Consider the following 16,754-nt stretch of genomic DNA (forward strand, 5'->3'; position numbering starts at 1 on the left):
CGTGTCCTTTTCCTACACCGCCGTCCTGCTCTCGATTGTTCCCGTCTTCGGACTGGTCGCCATCGGCGTGGGATTGCGCGCGTTCAAATGGGTGACGCCCGAGGCCGACGGCAGCATCATGCGCATGGTCGTCAACTGCCTCTATCCCTGCCTTATTTTCGAAAACGTCCTAAATAACGACGCGCTCCGCAACCCGGCCAACCTCGCCGCCGCGCCCGTTTCCGGATTCCTGCTCATGGGCGGGAGCATCGTCGCGGCGCTCTACCTTGGGCGGCTTCTCGGGCTCACGCAAGGCCACGGCCTGCGCACCTTCGCCTTTTCGTCGGGCATAAACAACTACGGTTATTTCGCGCTCGCCGTCTGCGCCGCGCTCTTCGGGGAAAACTCGCCCACCATCGGCCTCACGCTCATGCACACCGTCGGCGGGGAGGCCGCGATGTGGACGGTCGGCATCTTTGTGCTCGCCGGCCTCTCCCTGCGCGAAGGCTGGAAGAAATTGCTCAACGGCCCCGTGATCGCGCTCGTGCTCGGACTCTTCTTCAACCTCACCGACCTGCGCGGGCACCTCCCCGGATTCCTCATGGAAACGATCCACCGCTGCGGGCTCTGCGGGCTGACCATCGGCATCATTCTGATCGGTTGCACAATCCACGAATACCTCGCGCGCCCCTCGGCGCTTTATCACTCGCGCGTGACCCCCATCGCCTGCATCCTGCGCCTCGGCGTGTTTCCGCTGGTTTTTCTGGTGGTTGCCAAATACCTGCCCTTCACGGACGACATGAAATGCGTGCTGATCGTGCAAGCCGCGATGCCCGCCGGCATGTTCCCGATAGCGATTGCGAAACACTACAACGGCCAGCCCCTGACCGCCGCGCAAGTGGTGATCGGCACGACAATCCTCGGCATCATCACGATCCCCCTTTGGATAAAATTCGGCATGGCCTGGGTGTTTTGAAACAGTCGAACGGTTTGATTCTTGACCAAAACTGAGCTTGCCAATTGTGGTGAAATTTAAAGTATCATTTTAAATTTCACCACAATGAAATACATCAACAGACAACTCGAGCCAGTGCTGCTCAAGGCGGCGCGTCAGTTTCCCGCCGTGGTGCTGACCGGTCCGCGGCGCGCCGGCAAAACCGAAATCCTCAAACACTGTTTCCCCGACGCCGCCTACCATCTGCTGGAGGATCCCGACCTGCTTTCCCGGGTGAGAAGCGACCCGCGCTCCTTTCTGGACGAACAAACATTGCCGGTCATTCTCGACGAAATCCAAAACGCGCCCGAGCTGCTCTCCTACATACGCACCCACATTGATGCCGCCCCGCGCAAGACCGGACGCTGGCTGCTCGCCGGCTCGCAAGAATCCGCGCTCATGACCGGCGTCAACGAGTCGATGGCCGGACGTGCCGCCATCCTCCACCTGCTGCCCCTGTCGCAAACCGAGTCGCCCAAGGTTGACCTGTTCACAGGCGGCTTTCCCGAGGTGATCGCCCGCCCGTCGGCCCGCGAACTCTGGTTTTCCTCCTACCTGCAAACCTACCTCGAACGCGACGTGCGCTCCATCACGCAAATCCGCGACCTCGGCACATTCCGCCGCTTCATGGGCCTGCTCGCCAGCCGCCATGGACAGGTTTTGAACAAAAGCGACCTCGCCGCCCCGCTCGGCATATCCGTCCCCACAATCGGACAATGGCTGGGCATTTTGGAAACAACCGGCCTGATTGCGCTCATACCGCCCTATTTCGAGAATTTCGGCAAACGGCTTATCAAGTCGCCGAAACTCTACTGGCTCGGCCCTGGGCTCGCCTGCCATCTGCTCGCCATCCAAACCCGCGTTGAACTCGAACGATCCCCGTTCCTCGGAACCCTATGGGAAGGTTATGTGGCCTCCGAAATCCTCAAAAACCAAATCAACCGTGGCGCGCGCAAGGAACTTTATTATTTCCGTGACGAACGCGGCTTGGAAGTGGACTTCTTGGTTCCCGCCGGCAAAGGCCGCGTCCACCTCGTCGAAGCCAAGGCCACGCGCACGCCCGCTCCCGCGATGGCCGTCCCCATGCGCTCACTGGCCGCCGCGATGAAAGACAAGATTGCCGACGCCTACTTGGTGCACCGCCCCGCCAAAACCCCCGCGCCAACCAGCGCGCTCGCCCCGGGAGTCTCCGCGGTGAGTCTTCCGGAGCTGGTTGAGAAATTATGATAACCAATCGCCGCGCCCACTTTCTTGAAAATTGAACATGCAATATTCAATTTTCAAGGAAGTGCCTGCAAAACTCTACTCTAATTTCCCACCCTCTGTTTCTTTTCATATTCCTCATGCTGCCACTTGGAATACTCGCTGGCGCATTGATCACAGATAAACTTGCGATCCACGATATCATCCGTGCGCACACATCCACCCAAAGTATAATCAACCCCATTGGGAAAACGCTTTTCGTGCGCTTCCATATAATCTTGGGAAGGCGGCATCGGATATCCATATGAAATGGCAACCTGAGCAAACCTCATCCGCTGGTTGTGCAGTTTGCACACAGACGCATCATATATTATATTCTGACCCTCTTTAATTCTTATTATGAGATTATGCCAGAAAACCTCTCTTTTAATCCCTCCGCAAACGGGGCGCGGTGAATGGAGGCTGTCTATTGTGGGCATGCTTTTTTGATATATTGTAACATCATAAAATCGGTTTGGTATAAAATTGGGAACACCATGTTCCTCTATAAGAAATCCCCTTGCGCCGAAATCATTCAAATCGGCGGAGATCCCTTTTATCGTGGTGATGCCGTATTCGCTGCGCTCCGTTTCTATTCGTGCTTTGGTATCAAGAATGCGCTCGACGGATAACACCTTTGTCACGCCCTTTGAAAACAACAGCGGTCCTTCGTCAGCCTTTCTGTCACTGCACGCCGTAATCCAACACAAACAGAACAGGGCTGAACGCACCAAGAATGTGCGCGCGCGAAAGGATTGGTTAAACGAATTTATGGAGGGTTTCATTACGTGTGTCTTTCTTCAGGTAACGATTCAACGGCCATATTATTAATATAAAAAAGAGTCCGGCGCCGTTTCCAACTCCAGCGCAGCGAGGTATTTCAAAGCGTCCGCCTGGCACGAGCCGCACATTTCCGCCGTTGGCCGGAGGCTGGCGCAGACGGACGGGCGCGACGGCTGGCCGAACAATTCGCAGCGGAAATCCGCCAGCAAGTGCGCGCAGCGTTCGCCGGCCTTTTTCCCGTCCGGCATCCCCGGCATCGGCGAGGAAATCGACGGCGCGATGCAACACGCCCCGCAATTTGGACGGCAGGAAACCTCTTTCATCCCGCAAATGGAACCCGCGCGCCCCGCATTGTCGAGTTTCGGATCACGATTTCGCCGCCGTCCCGGCGTTCCCGGCGCAACCGAAGTCAGGGAACGGTCCGGTCAAATTTGCCCTCCCTTAAAAAAAGCACCGCCTGCGCGGCAACGGGACGGCTCAGCAATATCCCCGTGTGCGAATGCGGCATGACGATGTGGTCGCACATTCCGTCCAACCGGGTGCTCGCCACGCTCACCGTGCCGTCGCTTTCGCGTTTGATCCAGTGGGAAAAAAGCGGATTGAGCGTGCGGTTGCCCGCGATGATGCCGAGTTCTGCGCCTTTTGGAAACGCCTTGAGTGAAAGCTGGCGCGGCAATGAATCATCGCCCGTGCCGAGTCGCGGGCCATTGACTCCCGTGAACCAGTGGAAAGGCGGAAAACCGCGCAGCCGGTCGGGAAGCTCGCTGCCGTGATTTGGCGGGGCAATCATCACGATGCGCCCGAGGTTTTTCGGCAGGCAATCTCCGCACTCGCGCAACCAAAGGCGCACCACAATGCCGCCCATCGAATGAGTCACAAAATGTATCCGCGGCGCTTCGGCGGCACCGTTTTCGAGAAGCAACCGCGGAAGCCACTGCGCGCCGAGTTTTTCGAGTGGCAATTTGCGCGACGGATAAGTGCGGTTGACCACGCGATACCCCGCTTCTTCGACCGCGCGCGCAATACGCGACATCCACCGGCACGTGACTCCGACTCCGTGGAGCACGACAACCAAATCGCGTCCATCGTGTTGCAAGGCGTCTGGTGTGTTCGCGGGCATTTGTGAGGCTTTGTTTTCAACGCGGATTAAACGTTCATGCGCGATACAAGACAAGACCGCTGATTCATCGGCGCGCACGGACATCTTTACGGAGTGCTCCTTGGGTTTTCACCTCCCGAACAGGGCGCGCCTTCATCGCGTCCGGCGTCCTGAAGAACGCCGCTCCTATTGGCATGCGCTTTTCGCCAGAATTTTGAGATGTGCCTTACCCGCCCCCGGCTGTTTTGCCTGTTGCAGACCCGTCCCGAATCCGCATTATAACGCGCATTCCAATTCCTCCATGTCAGCCATCGACGAAGACATTGTCCGCGAGTATTTCGAGCAAAACGGATTTTTGGTGCGGCAGGTTCGCAAATACGAAGTCATGGCGCGCAAGAAAACCGGCGACGAGGAAATCGACCTGCTCGTCTACAACCCCGCCTATCAACCCGGTTCGCGCAAGCCGGACTTCTTCCTCCTTTCGGGCGAGCTGCCCTTTGTGCATCGCGGCATCATCGCCGTGAAAGCGTGGCACACCGACCGCTTCACACCCGGAACACTCAAGAACAGCCCGGAGATTTTCAGTTTTCTGGAGCAGGATGTGCTCAAGGAAGTGTCGCGATTGTTTCCGCCCGACGCCGCCGGCGCGGAACCCGGAAGCGCGGAGCAGCCAGCCAAAATCCTCGTGCTACCAAGCCTCCCCACAGCGGAGCCGTTTCGCTCGCAAAGCGTGCAGTTGCTCAAGGAGCGCGGCGTCGACGCGATCATATCGTTTCGCGCCATGCTGATCGACCTGCTCGAGCGCATCGAGGTGAACCGCAGCTACGGAAAAAGCTACACGCTTCAAGTCATGCGCATCTTGAAAAACTACGACCTGCTCAAGGACACGCAAATGGAGCTGCTCCCATGAAAATCGGATTCCTCGGAGGCAGCTTCGACCCCATTCACTACGGGCACCTCGTCGCCGCGCAAGATGCGTTCGAGCAGCACAAGCTCGACCGCCTCATCCTCGTGCCCGCCGCGCAGGCCCCGCTCAAGCCGCGCGACGCGCAATGCCCCGCGGCCGACCGACTGGCGATGGTGCGCGCCGCCGTCGGATGGGACACGCGCTTCGAGGTTTCCGACTACGAACTGCTCAAGGGCGGCATCAGCTACACAATCGACACCGCGCGCCATTTCCGAAAACAATTTCCCGACGACCAGCTCCACTGGATCATCGGCGGCGACCAGCTCCCGCGCCTGCACCTCTGGCGCGAAATCGGGGAACTGGCAAAACTCGTGGAGTTCATTTTTCTTGAACGCCCGGGGCACCCCGCGAAAACGCACACACCCGTTCCCGGACTGCGCCTGCACCGCTGCGACGGGCACCTCATCGAAATCAGCTCGACCGAGCTGCGCGCGCGCGTCCGGGGCGGCCTGTCGCTCAACTACCTCGTCCCGCACAAGACGATTGAATTGATCCGCGAAAAAAATCTTTATCGCTGAGGCAAAAACATCCACTGCTCACACGCGCACGCCCGCCTTTCACTCACAGCACCACACACAACACCAATTGCATGAAATCCAAAACCGCCAAGCCCGCGAAAAAACGCACCGCAACCGCCGCCGCAAAAACCGCCCTCCCCGTCCCCCCGTTGCTTGAAATTGTGTGCCGCGCACTCGATGAAAAAAAGGCGGGCGAACTGCGCGTGCTGCGCGTGAGCGAGCAATCGTCAATCACGGACTATCTGGTCGTCGCCACCGGCACCTCCGAGCCGCACCTCCGCGCGCTTCGCGTGGAACTCGAAAAGGCAATCGACGCCACCGGCACGCACATCATCGGAATGGACACCGGCGAACCCGGCAGCGGCTGGCTGGTGATCGACGCCTTCGACGTGATGATCCACGTCCTCACGCAGGAAAACCGCGAACGCTACTCCCTCGAAAACCTCTGGAAGGACGCCAAGGAAATTTCCGTGAACGAATTGTTGGGCATTAAAAAGCCGAAAGCCAGGGCAACCAAGAAAGCCGTCAAATCAACAACAGCCAAACCCGCCGCAAAAAAGAAACCGGCCGCGAAAAAAACACCGGCAAAGAAAGCTCCCGCGAAAAAACCCGCCGCCAAGAAGCCGGCGCGCAAAAGGGCGGCAAAATAAACTCGGGCGGACGTCTTTTTAACAATCCGCCCGAAACGCACTGACGCTCACAACCGCCACCGGCCTCACATTGCGACGAGGATGCCCGTCTTGCGCGGATTCCAGGTTTCAGACTCAAGCCGCGTTTCCAGAATGCGGGGTGGATGCGGGCCTGAATCGCGCGCCGCAGGTTCCGCTTGCGCCGCGCGGCGTGTTTCGCGCTACTTTGAAACATGTCCCGCGAAATGTGTTACCGCTGCTTCTGGCCGAAGGCGCAATGCTGGTGCCCGAGTATCCAACCAATGGATACTCGCACGCGCTTTGTGTTCCTGATGCACCCGAAGGAGTTCAAGACGGAGAAGGCCAACACGGGACGCCTCACGCATCTTTGCCTGCCCAACAGCAAGATATATATGGGGGCCGAGTTTGATTCGCACGAGGAGGTGCGTGAACTTTTGCGCGATCCCCGGTATTATCCCGTGCTCGTTTATCCGGGGCCGGCGGCGGTCAATCTTTCGCAGCCGCAAACCGCCCTCTCCACCGAAACACTCGGCGGCCGCACGCTGCTCGTGCTGTTGCTCGACGCCACTTGGGCGGGCGCGCGCAAGATGCTTCGTCTCTCGACAAACCTGCAGCGCCTGCCGCGCGTCATGTTCACTCCGACCACGCCAAGCCGCTATGTCATCAAACAGCAACCGCAGGAGGGCTGCCTTTCCACGCTTGAGACCGTCCACGAGTTGCTGCTCGCGCTCGAGCGCGCCGGGCTCGACACCTACTCGAAACCCGATCAACTGCTGACGCTTTTCCAGCGCATGCAGGATTTCCAAATCCGTTGCGCCAACGACCCCTCGCTGCCCAGTTATCGCAAAAAACCCTACGGCGATCCGAAGACGCGCACCGTTTCAAAACGGCGGGTGTATATAAAGCGGGAGCGCGACCCTACAGCTCGGCCTTGAACGCGGCGAGCAGTTGCTCGTAAGTGTCGAACGCGCGAAATTGCGGGAAGCGGTCGATTACGTTTTGCGGCGCGTGGAATAGAAATCCGGTTTCGGCCTCGCCGAGCATCGTGGTGTCGTTGAACGAATCGCCGGCGGCAATCACGCGATAATTCATCGCCTTGAGCGCGGCGACCGCCTTCTGCTTTTGCTCGGGCGTGCGGATTTGATAATCCACAATGCGGTCGTTCTCAACGATGAGGCGGTGGCAGAGCAGCGTCGGCCAGTTGAGCTGGCGCATCAGGGGCTGCGCAAATTGCTCGAATGTGTCCGACAAAATCAGCACTTGGGAAAGCGTGCGCAGCTCGTCGAGAAATTCCCTGCCGCCGGGAAGCGGGCTGAGCGTGGCGATCACGTTTTGAATGTCGGATAGTTTCAAGCCGTGGCGGTCGAGGATTTCGAGCCGGCCGCGCATGAGTTTGTCGTAGTCGGGTTCGTCGCGCGTGGTGCGTCGCAGCTCGGGGATTCCGGTTTTTTCGGCAACGGCTATCCAGATTTCGGGAACGAGAACGCCTTCGAGGTCGAGTGTGATGATCGCTTGTTTTTTCACGCGGGGCCGAGTGTTGAAAACGTAGCGCGGGCTGCCAAGCCTGCTTTGCGCGGTTTGAAAACAAAAAATAGCCGGGGATTGGCGGCTTGTGCCGCAAAAATCATCCCGAACGGAACACCCTGCCCTACCTTCTGCGTTTCCAGATTTTTTCCACCTCGCGCATCTCGGCTTTTCGTTTGAGGTCGTCGCGCTTGTCGAAGAGCTTTTTGCCGGAGCAGACGGCCATTTCCACTTTCACGAGGCCTTCCTTGAAATACATGCGCAGCGGCACGAAGGCGCGTCCGGCGACCTGAATTTCCTGCGCGATTTTGCGAACCTGGTGCTTGTGCAGAAGGAGTTTCCGGATGCGGCGCGCGTCGTGGTTCCAGATATTGCCGAACGAGTATTCCTCGATGTATGTGTTATGGAGCCAGAGCTCGCCTTTCTCAAACCGTCCGAAGGCGTCGTTGATCTGGGCCTTTCCGGCGCGGATGGATTTCACCTCGGTGCCGCGCAGCGCGATGCCGCATTCGTAGCGTTCCTCGATAAAATAATCGCGCCCCGCCTTGGCATTGCGGATTTCGGTGTGGCGGGGAGTTTCTTTTTTGCGGGCGGCTGACATGGCGCAGTGTGCTTTCCTAATGGTTCACGCCTTTGCCCGACGATGATTTAGTGCCGCAGCATGGATGCGGATTGCGCCAAACACGTTGGGTTTGCGCGCGGCGGCAAAGGGAGGCGTCAGACGTTTTTGGCGACTTCGTAGCTGATTTTGCCTTCAATGATTTCACGCAGCGCGAGGTCCTCGGGTTCGAGTTTTTCGAGCGACTCGACCAGCGGACGGCTGCCGTGCTTGAGCTGTTTCACGCGGCGCGACACCACGTTGATGAGCACGTTGGGATCGGTGATGACCTTTTGGGCGTCTTTTAAATATTCGTCTCTCATGGCTGGACTTTGGCTCTGGTGAAAACCGCCTAGCAGATGGTCAACGCCTCCGCGCGTCAAGGGTTTTTACCGCGCCGACATTTCTGCGCGGCCCGATTACGCCGGGTGCGAAGCACGGGGCCTCTCGGCATGGTCGCAACCGAAGCGCGGAAAGCCCTTGTGTGACGCAAAATCACAGTTCCGTCCTTGGGGTTTCTCCGGTGCATAAGCCTTGCGCCGCAAATGAGGCGGGGGATGTGAACACTTTGTCAGAGCTGGTTACCCTTATCCCTTTTGAAAGCACCGATTTAAGCGCAATCTCAGACGATTTTTTTTTGAAAAAAACAACACCAGTTCTTATTGTTGATTATTTACATAAAAAATTGACAGGCAGTTGAGTTTTTTATCTCATGCATCATATAATTAAATGCCGGTAAACGGCTGTCGCAATTCCGGCACAAAACTGAACCCATACAGGTGCTACATATTCGGAGTGGTGCATTGTAAATGTAATTAAATACACAGCAACAAGATATATAATTCAGGTAAATCTGTAAAAATAACATAAAAAACATCACGCCACCTTGACATGATGCCCGAAAATGCGGGGCATGAATTGAGAATTCTAGTCGGTTAAGGCCTTCGTTTCAAATAAGCCTCAAATTCCATAATTTGTTAACAGACAAGGCGAAACATCAATTTTAACACTGAAAACCATGAATAAGAACCCTGTTGCCATACGTTCGTATGGGTCTATTGAACGCCATCTGCCAGCGCTTGTGTTTGGCGTGCTGGCTTGCTTGTCCGCATCCATGCTTCAAGGGCAGGTTTCCGGCACTTTTACCGGAAGCGGCACAAACTGGGGTGACACCGCCAACTGGGCCGGGGGCAACACGCCCGGGTCAGCCGCCGGCGACACCGCCCTGTTCAACGCCTCCTCGAACGCCTCGCTCGTGAACAAGACCATTTCGCTCGGCTCGGCGCGCACCATCGGCACGCTCAATGTCATCGGGCCCAATTCGGTCAATCTGGCCCGCTTTCTGACCATCGGCTCGACCTCCTCGCCGTTGCTCATTTTTGACAACGGCGCATCGTCCGCCGTCATCAATCTGGCGGGCGGCTTTAACCTGCGATTTGACGCCGACATAGTCGCAAACAGCAACCTCGTCATTAATAACAACAGCGCGGTTCTCGGCAAAATCTCCATCCTCGGCGCGCTCTATGCGGGCTCCAGGTCCGTCACTTTTTATAACGATACCAGCTCGGCCGACATCACCGTGTCCGGCGCGCTGACCGCCGGCTCGATCATAAAGAACGGCGAGGGAAAGTTGATTCTCAACTCCGCGTCACCCGCGTCAATCACCGGCCCGGTCACTCTCAACAATGGCGCCATTGTCATCGGTGGCGACAACGTCCTCGGCACCGGGGTTTTCACGATTGGGGCAAATGGCTACGAGAAAAGGATCTCCCTCTCCGGCAGCATCAGCCGCACGCTTTCCAATTCGCTGGATATTTCCGCGTCCGACCTCGTTGTCAGCCGCGAGGATATCAACACGGCGAAAGGCCTTGCCACGCTCACCTTCAATCCGACCGCCGCTTCGCTCACCAGCATCGGCAGCGGCACCCGCACAATCACGGTTGACGCCTTTACAGGCCTGGCGTTTGGCGCGAACCAGTCGTTTAGCGGCGGCACACTCGTCAAGCGGGGCTCGGGCGTGCTCACGCTCGGCGGCGCGGACAGCACGTTTTCCGTGCTCGATGTGCGCGCGGGCACGGTGGTCGGCTATATTGGCGGCGCGGCGGTGACCATCGGCGGCGGCGCGGGTCTTTTCGGCTCGGGCACCATTCGCGTTGATGGAGGCAACAGCGTGCTTGAGGTTCGCGGCGCCAGTGCGTCCAACACGCTCAACATCATCGACGGGGCGCACATCTCGCTCACGGACGAGGCGACTTTCCGCCTCACCAACGCCACGCTCGGGCTGCTCGGCGGCGTCATCGATCTCGGGAGCAGCGGTGTTTTCGATTATCAGGGCAATGTCATACTCGGCAGCACCTCGATTTTGGGCGCGCCTGCCGCGGGTTTCGATTTTGCGGGCAATGTTGCGTTTCACGACAGCCTCAACGGCATCGCCTCCAACACCGGCTATCGCATCAACCTCACCGGCTCGGGCACGCAAGTGATATCGCGCACGGCAAACGGCCCGGTCACTGTTTCCGGCACGCTCGTCAAGACCGGCTCGGGCGAGGTCGTGCTCGACACCAGCATCACATCGTTCAACACCGCCAATGATTTCCAGCTCGCGAACGGTATGCTCACCCTCACGCGAGCCAGTCAGCTCGGTTCCGCGCTCGCGTTTTCCGGTTCGACGGCATCGCTCAATCTCGGCGGCAACAACCAGGTGCTCGGCGGGGTGAAAGTTGGCTCCGGCGCGTCGGCGCTCATTTATCTCGGTGGCGATGTGCTCACCTCCACAACGCTCGGCCTCGGCACGCTTGCCTTTGGCGACAACGCCTCGATCCTGCGCATCCGCGACTACACCTCGTCGCAGATTTCCCCGGCCAATTACGACGTGGTGACCACGACCAGCGGCGGACTCACGGCCCAGCAACTCGGCCAGATCTGGTTTTACGGTTACAACAAGGGCGCGAGCTACACGGGCGGCGTGCTTGCGCCCGACAACGGCCTGCTTGACAGCGAGTGGAATAACAGCGCCGGCACGCGCGCCTGGCATGACGCCGGAAACTGGGTTGGCGGCGACGAGTTCAACATCCCAAATTCCCCGGGCGCGATCGCGCGCTTCGGTTCCCTCGCGGGCAATTTGAAAAACATAACCGTGACCATGAACGGCGGTGTCACCATAGGGCAGTTTTACAACACCGGCGGCCCGGATTTTCTCTTAAATAACGGCACCCTGACTTTTGACAGTGGGATCACGGGTTCCGCGGCGATCTGGGGCGGCACCCAAAGCACCTCCGTTCTCAGTGGCGCGAGTGTTGTCCTGAAGAGCGACCTCGTTTATCAGAATACGTCCGGCGGCACCCGCTTGAGGGGAATTGTCAGTGATGATTTTGAGACATCCGGCATCGCGCGGACAATCACGGTGGAACAGGGCGGGCTCGGTTTCTGGCGCCATGAGAACACCTTTTCTGGCGGCATCGTGATCAAGAACAACGCGCTTGTTTCCATTTACGACGAAACCAGCAGCGGCCGCCTGGATGGAAACTGGCTGGGCACGGGAGCCATCACCATCGAGGGCAGCGGCAGGATTCGCGGCTATAATTCCTCATCGAGCAATGAAACCTCCAGTTACATGCGCCGGATCACGAACCAGCTCATTCTCAATGGCAACCTCACCGCCGGTTCCATCTACTTCGATTACGCCGGCGATGTGGCGTTAAGCGCCAACCGCACGATCACGGCAAACTGGTCAACCGCGACATCCGCGTATCAGCGCCACTCGGTTACCTTTGGCGAAAATCTCAATTTCACCGGCGCCGGCGGCCTCACGCTTAACGGCGCCTACGGTAAACGCCTCATGAGCGGCAACAACACCTTCACCGGCGGGTTATCGGTTACGGGAGGCGCCCTCTGGGTCGCCGCCGGCAACAATGATGTCGTGCTCGGGGCACTGAGCGCGGGCAGTAACTACCTCGGCACGGGCAACGTCACGGTCAATGGCGGCAGCATTTACATAAACACAAGCGGAAAGATTATCCTCAATGATTCAACCAAAACGCTGACATTAAGCAGCGGTTATTTTGGTCATCTGGCCGAGAATGGCATTTACCTGAGCGGCATGAAGATCGTCGGCGGCAATGGCTCGATACGAACCGACCGGGGCCTGTATTTCGACGGCTCGCAGATCGACAACAATCTCAATATCATTTTTTACGGGACTTCTCCCTTTATTGCATCCACGGGCAGCGACATTTACAGCGGCGACATTGTGATCAACCAGCTCACCAAGGGCGAATCAGGCAGCGGCTATCTGGATTCCACGATAAACTCGCTCACGGCAAAACTGGTGAACGCCAACTCCGGCCGGTTGAGCCTGGGGAAGGACAACCAGCTTATTGCCAACACACTCAGCCTGGGCGGCGGCATCTTCAATGCGGCCGGCTTCACCAACAGCGGCATCGACACGCTGCATCTGAAAGCCGACTCCACCTTGAGCCTGGGCGACACCGGCAAACTCACTTTTAACACCGTGGGCACGGGCACCTATTGGTCGGCCAACGCCACCCTGATCATTCAAAACACAGACGGCGCATGGTCGAAATTGGCGACGTCCGATTCCTATGTCCGCTTTGTTACGGACATTGAAAGCATCCTTGGCACCAAACTCTCCAACATCGCCTTCACCGGCTACGACAACGGCGCAAAAGTGGAGGTCGGCGACGGCGGCCACTACTACCTCCTGCCTAATGCCTCGCAAACCAATGAATGGAGCGGGGCCGGCAACGATAACCTCTGGAGCAATTCATTAAATTGGGCTCTGGGCTCTGTCCCGTCCGTCGCGGGCGACAGCGCCTCCATCCGCGATCTCGATTCCGCCATCTCCGGAAAAACCATCGCCGTGGATGGCGCCCACAGCCTCGGCACACTCAACCTCCAGGCTGGCTCTTCCTTCACCCTCGGCGGTTCGGGAACACTTATTTTCAACAACAACGGGTCCGACGCCCATATCAACATCGGCGGCTCGGGCTTGAAATACGTCAGCGCGGCGTGGGAACTGGCCGACAACACGGAGCTCAATATCGGCATGCTCAGGGCATCGGGAGCCTTGGAAATGATGAACACGCTAAGCGGCGCCGGAAACCTGGTTGTTTCCACGCCCGGCAACGTCGCTGGCCTGCGCGTGCGCGGAAACAATGCCGGCTGGGCGGGCGACCTCGAGTGGGCAAGCAGCGCCGTGCGCATCCAGATTCTGGGCAACGGCAAGGTTTTGACCGACTCGGGCAAGTTCATCATCGGCACGGCGGCGACAGCCTCCTCCACCTACGAAATCGAGGCTGTGGACGCCACCCGCTCCGTCACCCTGTCCGGGGGTTATCAACTCAACAGCAATCTGTTAGTAAGACGAACCTCGAACTCCAACGGCGTGAACAACGAGCCTTCGGTCTTCAGAAGCCTGACATTTGCGGGCGCCGGCGAACTTGCCGGCACGGGCCAACGCACCATCAACGTGGAATGGGACGACACGGGATCCCGCCCCATCTTCAAACTGGACGGAGTCATCTCCGGCGCGGGCGGCATCAATAAAACAGGGAAGGGAACGATGGAACTGACCTCCACAAACACCTTCGAGGGCGATTTCAAATGGACGGACGGGTATCTCCGCCTGGGCGCGGACGAGGCGATTGGCAAGGGCACATTCAACATAACCAATAACAACGGCGCACAGTATGTCCAAATCTCGAAGGCGGGCGGCACCATCACTCTCGGAAACAGGCTCCAGGTGGATTCCGGCAGCCGCTATCTCAACCTCAGCGGGGCGATCATATTCGACGCCGACAGCTCGGTCGTTGGCAACAGCGTGCTCACCGGCCGCCTGTTTGGCTACGGCGGCTCTTACAACGGCGCGGCCCCCATGCTCGTATTCGGCGAAAAACACGTCCTTACCGGCGTCGGCGGCATCGGCACCGAGGGCATCACCTCCTCACTGACCTACCGCTTCCTCGGCGGCGAAAACACATTCGCCGGCGGCATCATCACAAGCCTTGAGGCAAGCACCGGTTTCATTGATATCGGCGCCAGCTCGACGCAATCCGGCGGCCTTGTGACCAAAGGCCCCCTAGGCACCGGCACGTTGAAACTCGCCAAGGGCGGCATCCGCGTTTACAGCGACAACGCCAGCGTCACATCGCAGACGCTGGGCAATGTGATAGACTTGGGCGCCCACGAAGGCCTCTATTTCACCACAATCTCCGGAAACAGCGCAAATCGCCTGATCCTCTCCGCCAACGAACTCCAGTTGCGCGACATCGCCACCACCTTCCGCATTGAAAGCGCCGACTCCGCCACCCCCGGCGTGTTGCAGATCGACTCGAAAATCGTGGACCACGCCAGCGGCAGCCAAGATTTCATCAAAACCGGCGGCGGCGTTCTCGAACTCACCAACTCGGCCAACGAAATCTCCGGCGGCATCCGCAACCGCGCCGGCACCGTGCGCATCTTAACGGATGCCGCCGCCTTCACCTTCGATCAAAGCGCCGTGACAGGCTTTGGCACCGGCACCCTCAAAACGGAAACAGCCGACGGCGCCTTTGAAATCCAGGCCACCATGGACGGAGCGACCGTTACCCTCGACGGCACCGGCAAAATCGAACTCAACAACAGCGGACGCTTTCTGGTGAGCGGCAGCAACATCACGACCATTCTCAAGAACGGAGGCTCCCTCTCCAGCACCGGGCTCGCCGGCCAGGAAGGCGTCCTCGTCGCCGACCGCCTGCAAAGCACCAATTACACCCTCGGCGTCAAGCTCAACACCGACAACTGGACCCTCAATGCCGGCACGGTCACCCTTGCGCGCTCCAACCTTCTCGCCGACGCGCGGGACATCTATTTCACCGACAACAGCCGCCTGAACATCAACCAAACCGCGCAAACGATCAACGGCGAGATCCACGTATCCGGCAGCGCGATCATCGACGTTTCCGGCGGCTCCGCGCACAACCCCGTCTCGATCCTCACCGGGAACATATCGGTCAATGCCACCGACAGCCTGCTGACATTCCTCGGATGGGACGCCGACCCGATCACCGGACTTGGTTCCACGCTCATACGCTCGAGCCTGCACGAAGGCTCGGTGGTCAATGGCGTGAAACTCGGGAGCAATGCGGCGACCTCCGTCGTGGTTCAGCGCAACGACAATGGCATCCGTGTGCTCCTGCCCTTCGACCAGATATTCGTATGGAATGGCACGGCCGGCAACTCCCAGTGGGCAATGAACAACTGGATGAAGCAGGACGGCCTGCACCTGCCCGATGCGCAACCCAATGCAAAAGGCGCGTATGTCACCTTCAACACCGAGCTCGCCAATCTCAACGGCGCGACCATCACGCTACCCTCCTCGCGTTATCTCAACAATTTGGTTTTTGCCGGCGGATCAAACACACCCTACACAATCGGCAGCCTCGGTGGCGCCTCGTTGATTTTCCAGGGACTGTCCGCCGAAGCGTTAGGCTTTATCGTGCAAACCGGCGTGAGCGACGTCACCATCAACGCAGGCATCCAACTCGAATACGACACCACGGCCGGCAAGGGAAAGAACCTCGCCATTGAGCAAAACGGCGCGGGCTGGCTCATCTTCAACAGCAAGATCGAGGGCCCCGACTCCATCGTGACAGTGAGCGGCACCGGCGCGGGCGCGGTCGTGTTCAACGCCGCGAACATGTTCAGCAAGGGCTTCGTCATCGAAGGCGGCGAGGTGCATATCGGCGCCGACAGGCTCAACGACGGGGACGGCGGCCCGCTGGGCGTCGGCGCGATCACCGTCGTGGGCGGCACATTGCGCGGCACCGATGGCGCGGGCAACGACGCGAACCGCACGCTCGTCAACGACATCGTGTTCGCCGGCGACCTGACGGTCGCGGGCACGGGCGCGCTGTCGATCACCGGCGAGGGCACGATCAGCGCGGACTCGACCGTGACCGTCACCGAGGCAAGCGGCACCTTTGTGCTCGGCTCCGAGGGCGGGACGCTCTCCGGCACGAGCAACCTGGTCTTTGAGGGCGATGGAAAGACGGTGGTGGTCTCCGAACTGAACCTTGCCGAGGTGACCGTTTCCGGCTCCCTCACGGAGCTCGACGGCGTGATCAGCGGCACGACAAAGATCATAAAAACCGGCACCGGCACGTTGTTGCTGCTCGCGGAAAACACGCACAGTGGCGGCGTGGAAATGCGAGGCGGCATCACCGGAATCAACAACAACTCCGCGCTGGGCACCGGCACGGCGGTGCTCGGCAGTGGCTCTGCGCCGTTCACCAGCGGCACGCTGCGCCTCGACGCGAACAACCTCTCGCTCGCCAACAACGTCACACTCGCCAGCACCGGCGAAGTGGACACGCAGGCCTTCACCGGCACCCTCACCGGCGT

Annotated in this window: 13 protein-coding genes; 7 read left to right on the plus strand and 6 right to left on the minus strand. The window is 58.9% G+C overall.

The features are described from left to right. The first annotated feature begins 1 nt into the window (after window position 1). Both M2447_RS11215 and M2447_RS11220 read left to right on the plus strand, forming a co-directional pair. Complete coding sequence (locus M2447_RS11215) at window positions 2–955, plus strand: AEC family transporter (protein ID WP_277558680.1); 954 nt, start codon at window positions 2–4, stop codon at window positions 953–955. A gap of 84 nt (window positions 956–1,039) precedes the next feature. Next, window positions 1,040–2,200, plus strand: a complete 1,161-nt coding sequence (locus tag M2447_RS11220; RefSeq protein WP_277558681.1) for an ATP-binding protein — start codon at window positions 1,040–1,042, stop codon at window positions 2,198–2,200. A gap of 80 nt (window positions 2,201–2,280) precedes the next feature. On the opposite strand, the gene M2447_RS11225 is transcribed toward M2447_RS11220, so the two are convergent. The 3 genes from M2447_RS11225 to M2447_RS11230 all read right to left on the minus strand — a co-directional run bounded on the left by M2447_RS11225 (window position 2,281) and on the right by M2447_RS11230 (window position 4,118). After that, window positions 2,281–3,000, minus strand: a complete 720-nt coding sequence (locus M2447_RS11225; RefSeq protein WP_277558682.1) for a hypothetical protein — start codon at window positions 2,998–3,000, stop codon at window positions 2,281–2,283. 42 nt (window positions 3,001–3,042) lie between these two features. Further along, window positions 3,043–3,321, minus strand: coding sequence for a YkgJ family cysteine cluster protein (locus M2447_RS13720; RefSeq protein ID WP_343215394.1), 279 nt, complete (start codon window positions 3,319–3,321; stop codon window positions 3,043–3,045). Between the two features lie 86 nt (window positions 3,322–3,407). Continuing rightward, window positions 3,408–4,118 (minus strand): alpha/beta hydrolase, encoded by a 711-nt coding sequence (locus M2447_RS11230; RefSeq protein ID WP_277558683.1) that lies wholly within the window; start codon window positions 4,116–4,118, stop codon window positions 3,408–3,410. Window positions 4,119–4,398: 280 nt separating this feature from the next. Between M2447_RS11230 and M2447_RS11235 the strand changes: the two genes are divergently transcribed. From M2447_RS11235 to M2447_RS11250, 4 genes are all read left to right on the plus strand, one after another. Then, a complete protein-coding gene (locus M2447_RS11235; RefSeq protein WP_277509279.1) occupies window positions 4,399–5,007 on the plus strand; it encodes a hypothetical protein in 609 nt (202 codons plus the stop codon). Then, the gene (gene nadD, locus M2447_RS11240) at window positions 5,004–5,582 is read left to right on the plus strand and encodes a nicotinate-nucleotide adenylyltransferase (RefSeq protein ID WP_277509281.1); all 579 of its coding nucleotides are present in this window, start codon (window positions 5,004–5,006) and stop codon (window positions 5,580–5,582) included. The genes M2447_RS11235 and nadD overlap by 4 nt, the downstream gene beginning before the upstream one ends. 71 nt (window positions 5,583–5,653) lie before the next feature. Further along, a complete protein-coding gene (gene rsfS / locus M2447_RS11245; RefSeq protein ID WP_277509283.1) occupies window positions 5,654–6,232 on the plus strand; it encodes a ribosome silencing factor in 579 nt (192 codons plus the stop codon). 224 nt (window positions 6,233–6,456) lie between these two features. Then, the gene (locus tag M2447_RS11250; protein WP_277558686.1) at window positions 6,457–7,167 is read left to right on the plus strand and encodes a tRNA-uridine aminocarboxypropyltransferase; all 711 of its coding nucleotides are present in this window, start codon (window positions 6,457–6,459) and stop codon (window positions 7,165–7,167) included. Here M2447_RS11250 and thrH read toward each other — a convergent pair. From thrH to M2447_RS11265, 3 genes are all read right to left on the minus strand, one after another. After that, a complete protein-coding gene (gene thrH / locus M2447_RS11255) occupies window positions 7,151–7,756 on the minus strand; it encodes a bifunctional phosphoserine phosphatase/homoserine phosphotransferase ThrH (protein ID WP_108826412.1) in 606 nt (201 codons plus the stop codon). The two genes, M2447_RS11250 and thrH, sit on opposite strands and share 17 nt — an antisense overlap. 124 nt (window positions 7,757–7,880) lie before the next feature. Next, a complete protein-coding gene (smpB, locus tag M2447_RS11260; RefSeq protein ID WP_277558684.1) occupies window positions 7,881–8,357 on the minus strand; it encodes an SsrA-binding protein SmpB in 477 nt (158 codons plus the stop codon). Window positions 8,358–8,473: 116 nt separating this feature from the next. After that, a complete protein-coding gene (locus M2447_RS11265; RefSeq protein ID WP_108824435.1) occupies window positions 8,474–8,677 on the minus strand; it encodes a DNA-directed RNA polymerase subunit omega in 204 nt (67 codons plus the stop codon). A 779-nt stretch (window positions 8,678–9,456) separates the two neighbouring features. Between M2447_RS11265 and M2447_RS11270 the strand changes: the two genes are divergently transcribed. Further along, window positions 9,457–16,754 (plus strand): hypothetical protein (locus tag M2447_RS11270; RefSeq protein WP_277558685.1); only part of this gene is annotated, 7,298 nt, incomplete at its 3' end.

Source organism: Ereboglobus sp. PH5-10 (genome assembly GCF_029504735.1).
GTDB lineage: Bacteria > Verrucomicrobiota > Verrucomicrobiia > Opitutales > Opitutaceae > Ereboglobus.

Coding starts and splice junctions, on each gene's coding strand:
- M2447_RS11220 (WP_277558681.1), top strand. CDS start 1,040: ATGAAATACATCAACAGACAACTCGAGCCAGTGCTGCTCAAGGCGGCG.
- M2447_RS11225 (WP_277558682.1), bottom strand. CDS start 3,000: ATGAAACCCTCCATAAATTCGTTTAACCAATCCTTTCGCGCGCGCACA.
- M2447_RS13720 (WP_343215394.1), bottom strand. CDS start 3,321: ATGAAAGAGGTTTCCTGCCGTCCAAATTGCGGGGCGTGTTGCATCGCG.
- M2447_RS11230 (WP_277558683.1), bottom strand. CDS start 4,118: ATGCCCGCGAACACACCAGACGCCTTGCAACACGATGGACGCGATTTG.
- M2447_RS11235 (WP_277509279.1), top strand. CDS start 4,399: ATGTCAGCCATCGACGAAGACATTGTCCGCGAGTATTTCGAGCAAAAC.
- nadD (WP_277509281.1), top strand. CDS start 5,004: ATGAAAATCGGATTCCTCGGAGGCAGCTTCGACCCCATTCACTACGGG.
- rsfS (WP_277509283.1), top strand. CDS start 5,654: ATGAAATCCAAAACCGCCAAGCCCGCGAAAAAACGCACCGCAACCGCC.
- M2447_RS11250 (WP_277558686.1), top strand. CDS start 6,457: ATGTGTTACCGCTGCTTCTGGCCGAAGGCGCAATGCTGGTGCCCGAGT.
- smpB (WP_277558684.1), bottom strand. CDS start 8,357: ATGTCAGCCGCCCGCAAAAAAGAAACTCCCCGCCACACCGAAATCCGC.
- M2447_RS11265 (WP_108824435.1), bottom strand. CDS start 8,677: ATGAGAGACGAATATTTAAAAGACGCCCAAAAGGTCATCACCGATCCC.